We start from the raw sequence: 15,824 nt of genomic DNA, 5'->3' as shown, positions 1-15,824 counted from the left end.
CGTCCGCGTGACATTGAACGGACGTGTTGCGTTTTAGAACCGCGATCAGTGCAGCGATGCCTCATCGAGGCCAAAATGGCTGCGCAAACCTTCGTGCAAGGCCATGGCGAGGCCGGCCATCTGCTCGTTCCATTGCTCGTGCTTCTGACACAGGCTTTGCAGTTCGCGGCATTGCGCCGCGAACTGCGGTTCTCCCACGATCAGGAAGCCGCCCCCCGCACTATGCGCCCAGTCGCGCAACGCGACGCGGTCGCAGCGCTCGACGATAGCCAACAGCTTGGGCAGGTCGGTCCCAAGATGGTCCTTTAGCATGGCTACATAACGAGCCTTGTTCTGCACCTCGAAGGTGTCTGCCGGATCGGTCGTACCCCGCGGAACGGCACCAGGCTGTCGTCCGGACTCGATCGTGGCGGCAAGGGACTGGGCTTGTGCCTCGACCGGCTCGAACGCAGATTCAGCCGCCTCATCCTCATTCGCCGCCAACGCGCCGAGCGCCGCCTCCAATGCCTTGAGCGAAGTCGGCTTGGGAATGTGGCCGGCGAAACCGCGCTGGCGCCATTCCTCGGTTTGCTGAGTATCGGTGACCGCACTGAACGCGAGCACCGGCAGGCCAGGATGCAAGCGGCGCAGTGCCGCGAGCAGTTCATAGCCGTCCATGACGGGCATGTGAATATCGGTCAAGACGACGTCGACTTCCGTATGCTCGAGCACCGCGAGCGCCTGGCGGCCGTCGCCTGCGAGAATCGGCTCGCATCCGAGCGTGGTCAATTGCTCGACAATCAACGACTGATTGAGCGGGTTATCCTCCGCCACCAGAACGACCAAACCTCGCAGCGCTTGTTCGGCAACCGAAGCAACCGCCAGAGGCATCGCAGGCTGCGTAGCGCCCTGAGTTCCCAGTGCGTGAGCCGGGTTGACGCCGTGGCGCGTCCCGCTCGCGGCAAGGTCCACCGCCGCGACAATCGCCGTGTGACTGAACTCGCTCACTTCGAGCACGCCTTCGCCGCGCGGCGTCGGACGATGCGGCCCCTCGCGCGTAATCCAGACCGCGTTCACCGGCTGCGCAGCGCGCAGCGCGGCGATCACATCGAGGCCGTACTCGCCGGTCACAACCAGCACGAGGGGACGGTTGCTCTGCAACCATTCCTCGGCGGCTTGCACTGACGTGACGCTGCGGATGAACCATCCGTACAGCCCTAACCCGTCGCCGATAATCTGGCCGGACACACTCTCCTGACACACGACCAGTACGTTGCCGCGCCGCGCGGGCGTGGTCCGCGGCACACGCTCTTCATCGGGCGGAAGCGCCATCGGAATCGAGACGCTAAAAGCGCTCCCCACGCCCTTCACGCTTTCCACCGAAATGTGGCCGCCCATCAGTTCGCACAAGCTCGCGCAGATCGACAAGCCGAGCCCTGTCCCACCATACCGGCTGGACGTGGTGGCCTCGCCCTGCACGAACGGGCGAAAGATGCGCGCCACCAGCGACGGGTCCATGCCAATCCCCGAGTCGCAGACCCGGCATTGGAGAACGCTGCGGCCCTGCGTATCGGTCAGCACCTCGGCGCCAAGCATGATCTTGCCGGAAGAAGTGAATTTGAAGGCGTTGCTCAACAGGTTATTGACGATCTGCGCGATGCGGGTGCGGTCGCCGCGCAAGGTCTGATCCAGCGTCGGCGAGAGGTGGGCATAGAAACGAATCGGGCGCCCTCGGGTCATCGGCGCGTACGACAGCGCAAGATTCTCGAAATCGTCGATGGGCCGGAACGATTCCGTCACCAGCTTCATCTCGCCCGCGTCGATCTTCGAAAAGTCGAGGATGTCGTTGACGATGCGGCGCAGCGCGTCGGCCGCCAGATCGAGCGCGCGCAAACGCTGCTCGTGCGCTTCCAGACCCGGCGTGCGCGAAAACAACTCCAGGTTGCCGAGCAAGGCGTTCAACGGCGTGCGAATCTCATGGCTCATCGAGGCAAAGAAATTCGAGCGCTCCCGCATCGCCGTCTCGGTCGCCTGCTGGGCCGAGCGCAGTTGGGTTTCGAGCGCATGCTGCGAGGTGATATCGAGGACCGCGCAGAACAGCACGTCCTCACCGGCATAGCGGGCGGGAGAACAGGTAAATTGCAGAAACTGTGCGCTGGCGAGGTCGGTTTGCCCCGGCTGAAGCGGCACGGCGAAGGTGGCTATCCTGGCCTCCCCCGCAGCGGGCAAGCCGCTCTGGAAAGCCGCAACAATATGCGCAGGCAGCGTGCTTGCGGACGGCGCGCACTGCAACCACTCGACAGCGAGAGCATTCGCGGTCACGATCGAATAGTCGCTGCGACGAACAATGCACAGGCCGATCGGCGTAGCGCTGACGAGCACATGGTTGATGGCCTCGTTCTCCAGCGCCCGCGCCGTTTGAGCGCAATTGGTGCGCAACAGGCGCAATCCCCAGAAGCGCGCGGTCAACGCGATCCCAGCCAGCAGGAGCAGCGCGCCGCACGCGATCGCCGCAAATTGCCAGGCCAGCGCCGCCGCCAGGCTGCCCCAGGACAAATAGCCAAGCAGCGAACCGAAGCCAGGCATGAGCGGCCCGCGCAGAATCGCGCCTTGACTGGTGTATCGATACGTATCGTCCGGCATCTGTGCGGCTGTCGTTTGCAACATACGCGCGGTTTGCACAGGGAGCGGAGGTGACGAGACGACCGCACGTTGGTCGGCGCTCAGCAGCAGCAGCGTGCCTACGTGGGAATGGCGGTACATGCGGCCGACAAGCGCATCCACAGGGATGCTCATCGTCATCAACATGATCGGCGTATTGCCCGCGTAATAGGCGCTCAGCGCGGTCATGACCGGTACGCCCAGTTGCGGATCGACATACGGCCCTACCCACACCCGCTCGTTTCTGGCCGGCAGTCGCCGGCCGGTCTGCGCCTGCAGTTCATGCAACAGCGTAGCGCGCAGCGCTGCGATATCGGAGGGCTGAAGCGGCCGCACGTGGCCGTCCGCGGCAGCCTGGATCGACGGCATCACCACCGCATAGTCGTCGGCCAATCCGATCAGCATGGCGCGATGATTCAGCTCGAACGCCTGCTGCGTGGCGAGCGTGGACTGCCCCGCCTCATACAGGCGCCAGAGCTTCTCGTTCAGCGCAGCGCCCCAGGCATTGCGAGCCGACTCGGCTACCACCAGGTCGAAGTGCGACCCGTCAGTGCCGGCATCGCCCAGCGCCACACCGCTTTGCTGGATCGAAGCGGCGACGCTCTCGGGCAGGCTGCGCACCTCGGCAGTTTGTTGGTAGAACTGGACAGTCAGTTCGGTGCGCCGCAAGAACGAGACCTCGCCATGCATCAGCAGGGAGATATCGGCGACATACTGGGTGAAAAGACCGCGGCGATAGTCCAGTTGCTTGCCGGCCGCCAGCACGGCGGCCAGCACCGCGGAGACCACCACGATGACCATCAGGGTGACGATCGTCGCAAGATAGTGGTACTGCTGGCGTTTCGCGTTTTTCGCCAGCGAGGCAAAAGCTTCGGCAAGCGACGCCTGGGTACGGTCGAGGGTCTTCTGCATGGGGTCCCGTCGTTCGCGTGATTCGCGTGGTTAGCGTCATTCGCACGGGCAAACCGCTACTGGCTTCGTTCGCAAGCAGTCGCCTCTGCGGACTTATCGCACTGTCCGGCGCAGTGTAGCGCGTTCGATGCATCCGGCAAACGCATGCATCCAGCATCGGCGAGGGCCGTTAATAACGGCCAGATGTCCTCTAAACCTGAGTGGAACACCAGGAAAACCCTAAAGGTCATGAGGTTAATGCCGTTAAAGCTTGCAGCGACGAATGGACTGCGCCGTGTGCGCGCCCACCCTGCAAGGAAAGCAATGCGCAATAACCAGCCTGTTACCCAGCAAGAGTACGAATACCCTTCCTCCCAGATGCTCGTGTCCGCGACCGACCTGACCGGCCGCATCGAATACTGCAATCCGGCGTTCATTGCCGTCTCCGGCTATTCGAAAGAGGAGCTGATCGGCCAGCCGCACAATCTGATCCGCCATCCGGACATGCCTCGCGAGGCCTTCGCCGACCTGTGGACGACGATTCGCAGCGGCCGTCCGTGGACCGCGCTGGTCAAGAACCGGCGCAAGAACGGCGACCACTATTGGGTGCAGGCCAGCGTCACGCCGGTGGTCGAAAAAGGCACGGTGGTCGGCTATCTGAGCGTGCGCGTGAAACCGTCGCGCGAGGCCGTGCGCGCCGCTGACGCGCTGTATGCGCGGATTCGCGAGGGCAAATCGCGCTCGCACAAGCTGCATCGCGGCACCGTCGTGCGAACCGGCCTGGCGGGCCGGCTGCAGGCGACGATGCGCCTGCCGGTGGCGACCCGTGCGGCGTTCGGCTATGCGCTGGCGCCGCTCGCCTTGCTGCTGACTGGCCTCGCCGCGTGGAACGGCACGCCGCCGCTGGCGTTCTGGATCGCCTTCGGCGTCACCGCCTTGATCAGCGTGGTCTCATGGCAGTTGCTGGCGCGCCATCTGGCCGAGCCGATGCGCGACATGTCGGGGTTCGCCACGCGTCTGGCCGCCGGCGATCTGACCACGGATCTCGTGATTGCACGTCACGACGACCTCGGCGAAGTGCTGCAGGCGCTCAACCAGTTGAAGGCGAATCTTGCCGCCATCGTCTCCGATGTGCGCTCGCAGATCACCGGCATGCTCGACGCGGCCCGCGAGATCTCGAGCGGCAATGTCGATCTGGCGCGCCGCACCGAGTTGCAGGCCGCCTCGCTGGAAGAGACCGCCGCGACCATGGACCAGCTCACCACCACCGTGCAGGCCAATGCCGACGCCAGCGTGCGGGCGCTCGACCTGGCCAAGGATGCCCAGGCCGCAGCGGCCGTAGGCGGCAAGATCGCCGGCCAGGTAGAGCAGACCATGGCGGGCATCACCGCAGCTTCGAAGCGGATTGCCGACATCACCGGGGTGATCGACGGCATCGCGTTTCAGACCAATATCCTCGCGCTCAACGCAGCCGTCGAAGCGGCCCGCGCAGGCGAAGCGGGGCGCTCGTTCGCGGTGGTCGCCGGCGAGGTGCGCACGCTCGCGCAGCGCTGCGCGGCCTCGTCGAAGGAGATCAAGTCGGTGGTGGAAGCGAGCGTCACCGAAATCGCGCAAGGCACCGAACTGGTGGCGCGCACCACCTCGCAGATGCGCGTGATCGACGAAGCGGTCAGCCGCGTCTCGTCGATCATCGTCGAAGTGGCGAATGCCAGCAGCGAGCAGGCGGAAGGCATCCGCCAGGTGAATCAGGCCGTCACGCATCTCGACGGCGCAACGCAGCAGAATGCCACCCTCGTCGAGCAGGCCGCCGCGACGGCGCAACGCCTCGCGGAACAGGCCGATGTGCTGGATGAAGCGGTGCGGCTGTTCACGGTCGCCGACGCGACGCAGGGCTCGGCAAGCCGCATGTCCAACGCTTCCAGAAGCGACGCGCCGGCCCGCCACGCCGAGTCGCAGGAACCGGCTTTGGTCTGATAGATCGGCGTTACTCCCACCTCGACAAAGGGTCGTCTGCGGCTCAGCATGACTGCGTCAGCGCCCCGGTTGTGCGGGTCGGCTGACCCGAGTAAAAACGGCGTTTTAGTAGCCCGCCCTTCACAGGACGGGCTATTTTTTTGTGTGCTCGATTTTGTGTGCGCTACCGCGCATAAAAACGGCAATTTACAAACTCCGGTGAACATGCCAGGCGCATGAAACAGCAATAAATACCTGCGGACGTCTCAGCCACAAAAAAGGCCGCCATTAAAAACCCACAGCCAACGCGCCGGTCAACGGCGACAGGGGGCGCACCGTTTACTGCAAGAGAATGCCCCGCCCGCGTGCAACGGCGTTGCGCGGCGCACATTTGCAGCGCGCATGCCCCTAACCCGGCTACGCGTCAGGGGCATGACAATCGGCGGGAACGGTTGCACCGCGGCGGGGCATGAAAAATGCATCCGGCGAAACAATGAGTCGCGTTAAACTGGCTGGCGCGACGCTGTCGTATCACGCATCGCAAAGCGTGGCGCGGCTCTCGGCGGCTCGTGGAGCCACGGCGTCAACGGGGCGCGACACACGGCGCACCGGCTGCCCGTACAATGGTTCGATCAACAACGGAACGAGGACAACTTCGATGCGCACTACCGGGTCTTCCGGGTCAATGGCCCTGCTCACCGAATTCGACGACGCAACGGCGCGCGAACTTCGCTCACTGCGCCTCGAGTCGACAGAAGACGGCAAGGGTATTCTTCTGATCGAAGTCGACGAACGCAAGCCAGGCATCCACCGCGAAGTGCGTTATGAAATCACGCCGGCGGAACTGATCGCGGCGATTCGCGCGCACGGCGCCGAACTGCCGGGCGAACAGCATAACCACCGTACCTAAAACGGCGGCGGCATTGGCGCACGCGAATGCCGCCGCCCGGCCGCCGGGCAACCGCCGCACAGCGTTCCCGGCCGGCCGGCGCGTCAATCCAGGCGCGGTGGTCGCCCGCGGCGCCTGACCCAGCCACGCATCTCCCGCATCACCCATCTGTCACGTTTCCAGACGCTTGCACGTCTTGGAAATGCGTCCATAATCGTTGAGTTACCTCTTCCCCTTCCCGTCGGAAACGCCGCGGAAGTAAGCCGATGCTACATGACCTCGTGGAGCAGTACGGGCCTGCACTCGTCTTTGCCAATGTGCTCGCCGCATCGCTCGGGTTGCCCGTGCCCGCGATGCCGTGTCTTGTCCTGTTCGGCGCGATGGCGGCCATGCATCCGGCCACCGTCGGCTCGCAGCTCGCCTCGGTGCTGATCCTGGCGATCTTCGCGACGCTGATCGGCGACAGCGTGTGGTACCTCGCCGGCCGTATCTACGGCGGCAACACGCTCAAGACACTGTGCAAGCTGTCGCTGTCGCGCGACACCTGTGTGAAGAAAACCGAGCGCTTCTTCGGCCGCTGGGGCGTGCGCGTGCTCGCCGTGGCGAAGTTCGTGCCGGGCCTGTCGATCGTCTCCATCCCGATGGCGGGCGCGATGGGCACCACGTATCGCACCTTCCTGACCTACGACAGCATCGGCGCGGCGCTATGGTCTGGAACCGGTCTCATCATTGGCGCCCTGTTCGCGCAGCAGATCGACATGGTGCTGGCCGGCGCCGGGCGCCTGGGCAAGATGGCGGGCGTCGTGATCGGCGCGTTGCTGCTGCTCTACGCAACGTACCGCTGGATCCGCCGGCGTCAGCTCATCAAGAAGCTCGCTACCGCCCGCATGGAGGTGGACGAACTGTACAAGCTGATCGCGGCCGGCCAGCCGCCGGTGCTGTTCGACATCCGGTCGCGCGAGAAGCGCAAGCTCGATCCTTTCGTGATTCCCGGCACCCAGTTCGCCGACGAGCGTCAGCTCAACGAGATCATCGCGAAGTATTCGCCGGAGCAGAAACTGGTCATCTACTGTTCGTGCCCGAACGAGATTTCCGCGGCATGGATGGCCAAGCAACTCAACGAAGCAGGTTTCAGCGACGTGCTGCCGCTGCGCGGCGGTCTCGATGCATGGCGTGACGCGGGCCGGCAACTCGAGCCGCTCGAGGACGAGCCGGTGCACGAGGTCCACCCCGGCGTGGCGCCGGCGGTTTAGCAAGTCCGCGCGCCGCTAGCGCCGCGCCAGATGCATGGACGCCACGACGCCTGTCCTGCTGCACTAAAAAAAGACAGAAGGAGCGGTTTAATGGTTGAGATTCAAGAAGCCGAAGCACAACAAGCTGTGGTTGCCGACGCGCCCTTCTCTTCGCTGGCGACGCGGGAACATCAAATGTTCCCCTTACTGACCTGGGAAGAAATCAACCGGCTGCGCAAATTCGGCGAAGTGCAGCACTGGGAACCCGGTGAACTGCTGTTCGAAACTGGTCATATCGGCCCGGGCATGTTCGTTTTGCTGGGGGGACGCGTCAAGATTTTCCAACGCGATGGACTCGGCCGCGAACGCCTGATCTCCGAGCGTGGCGAAAGACAGTTCCTCGCCGAAGTGGGTCAGTTGTCCGGGCGTGTCTGTCTCGTCAGTGGTGTGGCGCTCGAACCTGTCGATGCGTTGCTGATTCCGCCGGTACGGCTACGCGCGTTGATCGTGGCGGAAGCCGAGCTTGGCGAGCGCATCATGCGTGCGCTGATCCTGCGGCGCGTCTCGCTGATCGAAAAGGGCGCCGGTGGCCCGATCCTGATCGGCAAGAGCAACGATGCGCGGCTCGTCTCGCTGCAGGGTTTTTTGTCGCGCAACGGTCACCCGCATTCGGTCATCGACGAACGCGACGCCGACGCGCTCAGCCTGATCGAACAGTTCGGCGCGCAGCCTGAAGACCTGCCGCTGGTGATCTGCCCGGACGGTTCCGTGCTGCGCCATCCGAGCGATCCCCACCTCGCGACCTGCCTCGGCATGCTGCCGGAGCTCGACGCCTCACTCATATACGACGTCGCCATCGTCGGCGCGGGCCCCGCAGGGCTCGCCACCGCGGTGTACGCAGCCTCGGAAGGCCTCTCCGTGATCGTGCTCGACAGCCGTGCCCCCGGCGGTCAGGCGGGCGCCAGTTCGCGCATCGAAAATTATCTGGGCTTTCCCACCGGCATCAGCGGCCAGGCGCTGGCCGGCCGCGCCTTTGTGCAGGCGCAGAAGTTCGGCGCGCACGTCGCGATTCCGGTCAGGGTTAAGGCCCTGCATTGCGAAGAGTCGCCACACCGGCTCGAACTCAAGTGCGGCGGCAGCGTGAAAGCGCGCAGCATCGTGATTGCGAGCGGCGCGGTGTACCGCCGGCCTGCCATCGAAGGACTCGAGCGTTTCGACGGACGGGGCGTCTACTACTGGGCCTCGCCGGTCGAGGGGAAGCTGTGCAAGCGCGAAGAGATCGTGCTGGTGGGCGGCGGCAATTCCGCGGGCCAGGCGATCGTCTATCTCGCCACGCACGCGGCGAAGGTGCATGTCCTGATTCGCCGCAGCGGTTTCGAAGCGACCATGTCGCGCTATCTGATCGACCGGATTCGCTCGCTGCCGAACGTCTTCGTGCATCCTCATTCGGAAATCGACCGGCTCGAAGCGGACGACAGCGGTCTATCTGCGGTCGTCCTTAAGCGAGCGCTGCCGGACGGCACCGATCGCTTTGCCTCGCGTCACCTGTTCCTCTTCACCGGCGCCGACCCGAACACCGACTGGCTGCAGACCTGCGGTGTGCAGCTCGATGCGAAGGGTTTCGTGCTCACCGGCTCAAAAGGCATGAACTCCACCTGCGACCTCGGTACTTCGGTGGACGGGGTGTTCGCGATTGGCGACGCGCGCGCCGGCTCGACCAAACGGGTCGCTGCCGCCGTGGGCGAAGGCGCCGCGGTCGTGTCGCAGATCCACCAGATGCTCGCGGTGACCGAGGGCGAGGAGGCGGTGGCGCTGGGCGCATAAGGTATGACGGATTCGCGCTAAAGTAGCGGATGTCCGGCGAGGCGGCGCACCTTCGGCGCCCCTCGTTGCCGCCCATCCGATAAGCACCCAGCGATCGACCGCGTGAAGACACTCCCGTTATCCGCCGCCCGCACCCTTCATCTAGCCGCACAAGGCCTGCTCACGCCGCCGCGGCGCAAAGCCACCAAAGACGACCTGCTCGACGCGATTCGCCGCATGGCGCAGTTGCAGATCGACACGATCCACGTCGTTGCGCGCAGCCCTTACCTCGTTCTGTTTAGCCGCGTCGGCGCGTACACGCCGCAGTGGCTCGACGAGCATCTCGCCGAGGGCAAGCTGTTCGAATACTGGTCGCATGAAGCCTGTTTTGTGCCGATCGAGGACTATGGCCTGCTGCGCCACCGCATGCTTGATCCAAGCGGCATGGGCTGGAAATACGCCGCCGAATGGCACAAGAAATACCGCAAAGAGATCGCACGCCTGCTCGAGCAGATTCGCGCGAACGGACCCGTGCGTTCGGCGGACTTTGTCCGCGAGGCCGGCAAGAGTAACGGCTGGTGGGACTGGAAACCGGAGAAACGCCACCTCGAAGTGCTGTTCGCCATCGGCGAGTTGATGGTGGCCGAGCGGCGCAATTTTCATCGGGTCTACGATCTGACCGAACGGGTGCTGCCGGACTGGAACGACGCGCGGGATCTGCAACCGGCGCAAGCCGTCGAGCAGGAAGTGCTGCGGCGCACTTGCCGCGCGTTAGGCGTAGCGCGTGCCGATTGGGTCGCCGATTACTACCGCTTGCCGCGCCGGCCGTATGTCGAAGCGCTGCATGCGCTGGCAGACGAAGGCGAGCTGGTGCCGGTGCGCGTCGACGGCTGGAAGCAGGACACGTTCGTGCATCGGGAATTCGCGCCGCTGATCGACGATGCGGCAAGCGGCAAACTAGCGTCGACGGTCACGACCGTGCTCTCGCCGTTCGACCCGGTGGTGTGGGATCGCAAGCGCGCCGCCGCGCTATTCGATTTCGACTATGCAATTGAGTGCTATACGCCCGCGGCCAAGCGCAAATACGGCTATTTCGTGCTGCCGATCCTGAGCCGCGGCAAGCTGATCGGCCGCGCCGATGCGAAGGCGCACCGCACGAATGGCATCTTCGAGCTGAAGGCCGTTCACCTGGAACCAGGGGTGCGCGTCAGTGGCCGTCTCGCCGCGGATCTGCGGCGTGCCTTCCAGCGTTGTGCGGACTGGCATGGCACGCCTGAGGTACAGATTGGCTCGGCGCCGCCGGAATTGCTCGAAGCGTTGACGGCACAGGAAGGTGCGGAAGCGTGAATCGCCTGACCAATCTCAACGCTCGAGCTTGATCCGCAATTCACGCGCCGTTTCCAGCAGGCCTTCGTACCCGGAACGGGCGTGCTCCGGCAAATCCGGGTCGCCCACCAGCGTGCCCAGCGTTTCGATCAGGCTATACAACAGCCCCTTGGCCGCGCCGGATGCAATGCCGCCCGAACGCACCAACTGGTCGACATGGCTGATGGCCGCATCGAGGTGTTCGAGGTCGGGCCGTTCGTCGGTTTCCTGCTTTTGCGAAACATCACGCGTCATGATGGAACGTCTCTCCAGTGGTGGCAGCGGTGTATGAACGAATCTCTAATGTTGTTATATACCGATCGCGATCGGCCGTCTATTCGTCCATTCGCCGCATGCCCACCCGCTCAGCCGTGTGCTAAGGCGTCCACCGATAAAGCAGAATCTTGGCGCGCGCATCGTCCTCCACCAGCACGTCGTATTCGCCATTGGCGCGCTCCACGGCGCTGATGCCGAGGTACACATCCACCCAGCCGCTCGTATTGCCCACACTCGCGCCGGGCGTCATATAACCGACCGCCTGGCCGCTGCGCGCGTCGTACACATCGATCTTCTGCGTGAACAGTTCGGCAACGAAGACATAGTTGCCCGCCACCGCCACACCCACCGTCGTCACCTGCGGATCGCTCTGCGTATTCCATGGCAAGGCGACCGTGTAGACTAGTTGCGGATTGCCGCTGCTCCAGTTGTCGTAGCGTGCCAGCAGCGGCCCGGCCTCTTTCCAGAGCGTCGCGTTCCATGGGTTCGCCGCCGTAAAACCCGTCACGTACATCGTATCGGTCTGTGCGACATAGACGATGCGCCCGAGCCGGGTGAACTGCCTGGGCATCGCAAACCACTTCGCGCCGGTGTATTGATAGATCGGGTTACCGAACGAATCCAGGCCCTGCAGCGGCATTTCGCGGATCCCGCTCAGCGGCGTCGCGAGCCAGACGTTGCTGGCGCTGTCCACCCACCAGAAGCCGTCGCCGACCGTGCTGCCGGTGGACGGGTTGCTGGTGATCTCGCTCGCCTGAACCACGCTGTCGCCATTGCTGTCACGCCACATCCACTCGCCATAGGTAGGCTGCCCGGCCGGCCAGGTGCCGGGGATCGGATTCTCCGCCAGCAGCCCCGAGGGAATCGCGACCTCGCCGTGTGCGGTGTCGAAGCGGTACACGCTCAGGTAGTGCGAGTACGGGTCGAGCGTGTAGAGATACGGCTGGCCGTTGATGCGCCTGACCATCGGTTCGCCCCGCACGCCGCGCGGCAGATGAAATGCGGAGTCGTCCGGGTACGCGAAACGGTCCAGCGTAAAGCCCGCGTACGACCATTCCTGGCCGGTGGGTCGGCTGTAATCGAGCGAGAAGCGTTTCGAGCCGCTATATACGCTGGCGGGATTGGCTGGATCGAATGCACCGCTATCGACGAAGGTGAGCCCATATAGCCGCCAGTTCAGTTGCTGCGACGCGAGCCCGTAGCTTTCCAGCACCGCGCCTTGGCCGACCGTTGCCGAGCCGATCGGCCGCGGCCCCTCGCCGTTCTGTCCCACGTAGAGATTGCCGCTCTGATCGAAGCCGATACCCGTGATGCCGTTGAAGCGCCAGTTGCCTGGCCTCCCATCGACCGGATGGAAAATGCCGTTACGCGTGCCAAGGGCGCTGGCAAGCTGCGTCTGGCCGCCGGCGATCTTGTTGTACACGAGGATCTGCTGCGACGGCCCGTTGTCCGCCACCAGCAGTTGCCCCGAGGGCGCCAGCGCCAGCGCGGTGGGGATCGTGCCCGCCGGCAGCGTTGCCGTCCCTGGCAACGGGGCACCCGTGTTCGAATAGTGCACGACGCTCGCGCTCGACGAATCGAAGCCGCTGATCACCCAGAGCGTCGTATCGGTATCGATCACAATGCGGCCCGGCGCCGGCACGCTCCATGAGCGCAACTGGCGCATGGTTTGTGCGTCGAGTACGACGATGCGGTTGCCGTAGGTATCGGCCACGTACACTTCGCTATCGGTGGCGGCGAGGCCGCGAATGCCGGCATCCACGCCAGCCTTCACCGCCTGGACGCGCAGAAAGCTGTTCTTGGTCGGGTTGGCGCTGTTGCCGATGCCGGACGCAAACGGCGCACCCAATGCGATGTTCGACAGCGGGCGCCGCGTGATGCCGAACCAGGTCTGGTTCTGCGGCGGGTAGTCGGCGCCCACCAGCGAGTTGTTCTCATTGCCGATCGACATCGCCGCGTACAGGTACGTGTCATTAACGGCGACCGCATCGCCACCCGCCGCGCCCCATCCATGGGTATTGCCCGCCACAGCGAGTTTATTGCCGTTCTGATACGCAGCTATTTCACTGCCGCTTTCATCCCATGGCGAATCGGTATATACGGTTCCATTCGGTGCGACATTGATGGTCTGAATATCCTGCTGCATCCATTTGCCGTCGCCGAAACCAAAGCTATTACCGATCCAGGAAGTGGTGTAGGTGAGTTGCGATTGAGCAAGCGCAACGCAGGGCGCCATGCTCTGCACAACGAGCATGGCCGCGCCTAAGCGGGAAGAGAGTTTCACGATCATTTCCTTGCGAGAAGCGCGGCGCCACGGGTGAAGCGCCACGCGTGCGTCGACCATCACGCAGATAAATCGGTATCGCGCGTCATTTCAGCTACGGCGATTTATCCTCGCATAATTTTTCGGAAAAATAATCGACAAAAATTCGCTTTACAGCACGACTGAATTGGCCAATGCAATTTGCATTGGTGGTAACGGACTTTAATTCGGCTCCCGAAAGCTCTCACCTGTGAGGACTGATGCAGCGGGCCCAGCCAAATCAACTCCCGAAAAGACTCACCTTAAAGACGAGAAGGTGCGAGTGGCGGCTGGCCGACCCTCACCATGGCGGGCGTGTGACGCGACGAACCACGACACGTCACGACACGCCGCCTCGCAGCCGCAGCGCTTACTTGCCGCTAAACACCGCCGGCCGCCGCGCCGCAAACGCCGCCAGTCCTTCGCTGAAATCGGCGCTTTCACACGCCTGCCTACGCAACTCCGCAATCTGCTCCATCGCCTGAACCGGCATCGGCTGCAGGTCTTCGAGAATGCGCAGTTGTTCCTTCACCGCCTGAATCGCCAATGGCGCTTTGCTGGCAATCCCGCGTGCCAGTTCGAGCGCGGTGGCTTCGAGCTTGTCGCTGTCGACGAGCCGGTTGATCACGCCGAAGCGTTCGGCACGCTGCGCGTCGAGCGGTTGCGCGCAGAAAAACATTTCCTTCAGCACATGAATCGGCAGGTTATGGAAGAAGCGCAGCAGGCCGCTCGTCGTATACGGCAAGCCGATGTTCGCCGGCGTCATCGCGAAGCGCGCACTGCCGTCGGCAACGACGAGATCGCAGCTCATCGCCAGATCGACCGCGCCGCCCCAGGCAGAGCCGGACACCATCGCGATCACCACGCCCGGAAACGCTCGTACACGGCGCAACGCCTGTTCAAGCGGCTTGCCATAGGCGATGGGATCGCGGTCGTGCGCCAGTTCGCCGAGGTCATGGCCTGCGCTCCAAACGTCCTGCCCGACGCCGCTGCCCAGTATGACGGCCGCGATGGGTTGCGCTGCAAGCTCAGCGAGATGCGCATCGAGCGCATATAGCAAGTCGGCGCTGAGCGCATTTCTTCGCGCAGGATTACTGAACGTTATCCGGGCGATCCGTTCTTCGACGATATCGACCGTCACCGTAGCCGTCGATGTTTGCGTGCTGTTCATTGCGTCACTCCCGCAGCGGGTTCCAGGACCTTCGTCTGCGAATTGTAAGCGCCCGGCTGCTCCTGCTGATGCACGGCCTTCGTGGCCAGCAATGCTTCGATCGACGCCGCATCGAAGCCCGCCTCGCACAATATCTCGACGGTATGTTCGCCCAGCGCCGGCGGCGCATGGCGGCTGACGTGCGGGGCCAGGCCGCCCGCTGCCGCAGCGGAGGCGGACACCGGCGTCACCACCTGACGCAGTGTACCGAGCGTCGGATGCGCAAGCGTCTCGACCAGTTGACAGTGCTGCACCTGCGGATCGTCGAATACCTCATCGAGCGTATGAATCGGGCCAGCCGGCAGTCCCACGCCGATAAACAGTTCGGTCCACTCGCGTTTGCTGCGCGTCTTCAGGCGCGTTTCGAGCACGGCCTTCAGTTCCTCACGATGCGCCACGCGCGCCTCGTTGGTGGCGAAACGCGGATCGTCCGGCAGGGCAGGCAGATCGAGCAACTGACACAGGCGCAGCCACATATCGGAGGTGATGGGCGCCAGATTGAGCGGGCCATCCGCAGTCTCAAACACGCCGTATGGAGCGATCACCGAATGCGCATTCCCCGTGCGGCGCGGAATATCGCCCAGACTCAGATAGCGCTGACCATGGACGCTCAACAGTCCCACCAGGCTCGCCAGCAACGAGGTGCTCACATGCTGGCCGCGCCCGGTCCGCTCGCGCTCCAGCAGCGCAGCGAGAATCGCCATGGCGAGCCACATGCCCGAGCTCAGATCGCCGATCGCGGTGCCGGTCCGCGTAGGGTCGCCCTCGGCGAAGCCGGTCAGGCTCATCAGCCCTGAATAGCCTTGAGCGATCTGATCGAAGCCGGGCCAGCCGCTCATCGGACCATCCGCGCCGAACGCGTTGATGCTGCCCATCACGAGACGCGGATTACGCGCGCTGAGCACCTCATAGCCGAGCCCCATGCTGTCGATGGTGCCCGGTTTGAAGTTCTCGATTACGACATCTGCCCCGTCGATCAGCCGATGGATCGCGGCTAACCCTTCCGGGTTTCTAAAATCGATGCACGCACCGCGCTTGTTGCGGTTGCAGGACAGATAGTAGGTGCTCACACCCCGATCGAACGGCCCCCAGGTCCGGCTCATATCGCCACCTGGACCCGGTTCGACCTTGACCACATCCGCGCCGAGATCGGCCAGCACCATCGAGCAGAACGGCCCCGACAACGCGCGGCTCAGTTCGACGACCTTGATTCCTTGTAATGCTTGCATCCAGTTCTCCAGCGGATTGATGACGGGGGCGGCC

Annotated in this window: 10 protein-coding genes; 5 read left to right on the top strand and 5 right to left on the bottom strand. The window is 63.9% G+C overall.

The window, feature by feature from the left end:
- Positions 1–45 precede the first annotated feature (45 nt).
- Positions 46–3,552, bottom strand: coding sequence for an ATP-binding protein (locus BLQ92_RS03415; RefSeq protein WP_090681675.1), 3,507 nt, complete (start codon positions 3,550–3,552; stop codon positions 46–48).
- Between the two features lie 303 nt (positions 3,553–3,855).
- On the opposite strand from BLQ92_RS03415, the gene BLQ92_RS03410 reads away from it, so the two are divergent.
- The 5 genes from BLQ92_RS03410 (at position 3,856) to BLQ92_RS03390 (ending at position 10,755) form a co-directional block, all read left to right on the top strand.
- On the top strand, positions 3,856–5,505 hold the full coding sequence (locus tag BLQ92_RS03410; RefSeq protein ID WP_090681674.1) for a methyl-accepting chemotaxis protein: 1,650 nt from the start codon (positions 3,856–3,858) through the stop codon (positions 5,503–5,505).
- A 637-nt stretch (positions 5,506–6,142) separates the two neighbouring features.
- Complete coding sequence (locus BLQ92_RS03405; protein ID WP_074266701.1) at positions 6,143–6,394, top strand: hypothetical protein; 252 nt, start codon at positions 6,143–6,145, stop codon at positions 6,392–6,394.
- Between the two features lie 245 nt (positions 6,395–6,639).
- Positions 6,640–7,626 (top strand): DedA family protein/thiosulfate sulfurtransferase GlpE, encoded by a 987-nt coding sequence (locus BLQ92_RS03400; protein WP_090681673.1) that lies wholly within the window; start codon positions 6,640–6,642, stop codon positions 7,624–7,626.
- Between the two features lie 90 nt (positions 7,627–7,716).
- Positions 7,717–9,429, top strand: coding sequence for an FAD-dependent oxidoreductase (locus BLQ92_RS03395; protein ID WP_090681671.1), 1,713 nt, complete (start codon positions 7,717–7,719; stop codon positions 9,427–9,429).
- A gap of 102 nt (positions 9,430–9,531) precedes the next feature.
- Positions 9,532–10,755: a winged helix-turn-helix domain-containing protein gene (locus BLQ92_RS03390; protein ID WP_090681670.1), complete on the top strand. Its 1,224-nt coding sequence runs from the start codon at positions 9,532–9,534 to the stop codon at positions 10,753–10,755.
- A 15-nt stretch (positions 10,756–10,770) separates the two neighbouring features.
- Here the strand turns inward: BLQ92_RS03390 and BLQ92_RS03385 are convergent, their stop codons facing one another.
- The 4 genes from BLQ92_RS03385 to BLQ92_RS03370 all read right to left on the bottom strand — a co-directional run bounded on the left by BLQ92_RS03385 (position 10,771) and on the right by BLQ92_RS03370 (position 15,790).
- Positions 10,771–11,028: a hypothetical protein gene (locus BLQ92_RS03385; protein ID WP_090681668.1), complete on the bottom strand. Its 258-nt coding sequence runs from the start codon at positions 11,026–11,028 to the stop codon at positions 10,771–10,773.
- 121 nt (positions 11,029–11,149) lie between these two features.
- The gene (locus BLQ92_RS03380) at positions 11,150–13,339 is read right to left on the bottom strand and encodes an NHL repeat-containing protein (protein ID WP_244106136.1); all 2,190 of its coding nucleotides are present in this window, start codon (positions 13,337–13,339) and stop codon (positions 11,150–11,152) included.
- A 382-nt stretch (positions 13,340–13,721) separates the two neighbouring features.
- Positions 13,722–14,522 (bottom strand): methylmalonyl-CoA decarboxylase, encoded by an 801-nt coding sequence (gene scpB / locus BLQ92_RS03375; protein ID WP_090681667.1) that lies wholly within the window; start codon positions 14,520–14,522, stop codon positions 13,722–13,724.
- Positions 14,519–15,790 carry a CaiB/BaiF CoA transferase family protein gene (locus tag BLQ92_RS03370; protein ID WP_090681665.1) on the bottom strand — a complete coding sequence of 424 codons (1,272 nt, stop codon included), beginning with the start codon at positions 15,788–15,790 and terminating at the stop codon, positions 14,519–14,521. The genes scpB and BLQ92_RS03370 overlap by 4 nt, the downstream gene beginning before the upstream one ends.
- Between the last annotated feature and the right edge of the window lie 34 nt (positions 15,791–15,824).

The sequence above is a fragment of the Paraburkholderia phenazinium genome (assembly GCF_900100735.1).
Classification (GTDB): domain Bacteria; phylum Pseudomonadota; class Gammaproteobacteria; order Burkholderiales; family Burkholderiaceae; genus Paraburkholderia; species Paraburkholderia phenazinia.
This window is presented reverse-complemented; position numbering and strand designations above follow the sequence as displayed.

Bases quoted from the DNA above. Each gene is read 5' to 3' on its own strand.
- BLQ92_RS03385 (WP_090681668.1), bottom strand. From the start codon at position 11,028: ATGACGCGTGATGTTTCGCAAAAGCAGGAAACCGACGAACGGCCCGAC.
- BLQ92_RS03395 (WP_090681671.1), top strand. From the start codon at position 7,717: ATGGTTGAGATTCAAGAAGCCGAAGCACAACAAGCTGTGGTTGCCGAC.
- BLQ92_RS03400 (WP_090681673.1), top strand. From the start codon at position 6,640: ATGCTACATGACCTCGTGGAGCAGTACGGGCCTGCACTCGTCTTTGCC.
- BLQ92_RS03410 (WP_090681674.1), top strand. From the start codon at position 3,856: ATGCGCAATAACCAGCCTGTTACCCAGCAAGAGTACGAATACCCTTCC.
- BLQ92_RS03405 (WP_074266701.1), top strand. From the start codon at position 6,143: ATGCGCACTACCGGGTCTTCCGGGTCAATGGCCCTGCTCACCGAATTC.
- BLQ92_RS03370 (WP_090681665.1), bottom strand. From the start codon at position 15,790: ATGCAAGCATTACAAGGAATCAAGGTCGTCGAACTGAGCCGCGCGTTG.
- BLQ92_RS03380 (WP_244106136.1), bottom strand. From the start codon at position 13,339: ATGATCGTGAAACTCTCTTCCCGCTTAGGCGCGGCCATGCTCGTTGTG.
- BLQ92_RS03415 (WP_090681675.1), bottom strand. From the start codon at position 3,552: ATGCAGAAGACCCTCGACCGTACCCAGGCGTCGCTTGCCGAAGCTTTT.
- scpB (WP_090681667.1), bottom strand. From the start codon at position 14,522: ATGAACAGCACGCAAACATCGACGGCTACGGTGACGGTCGATATCGTC.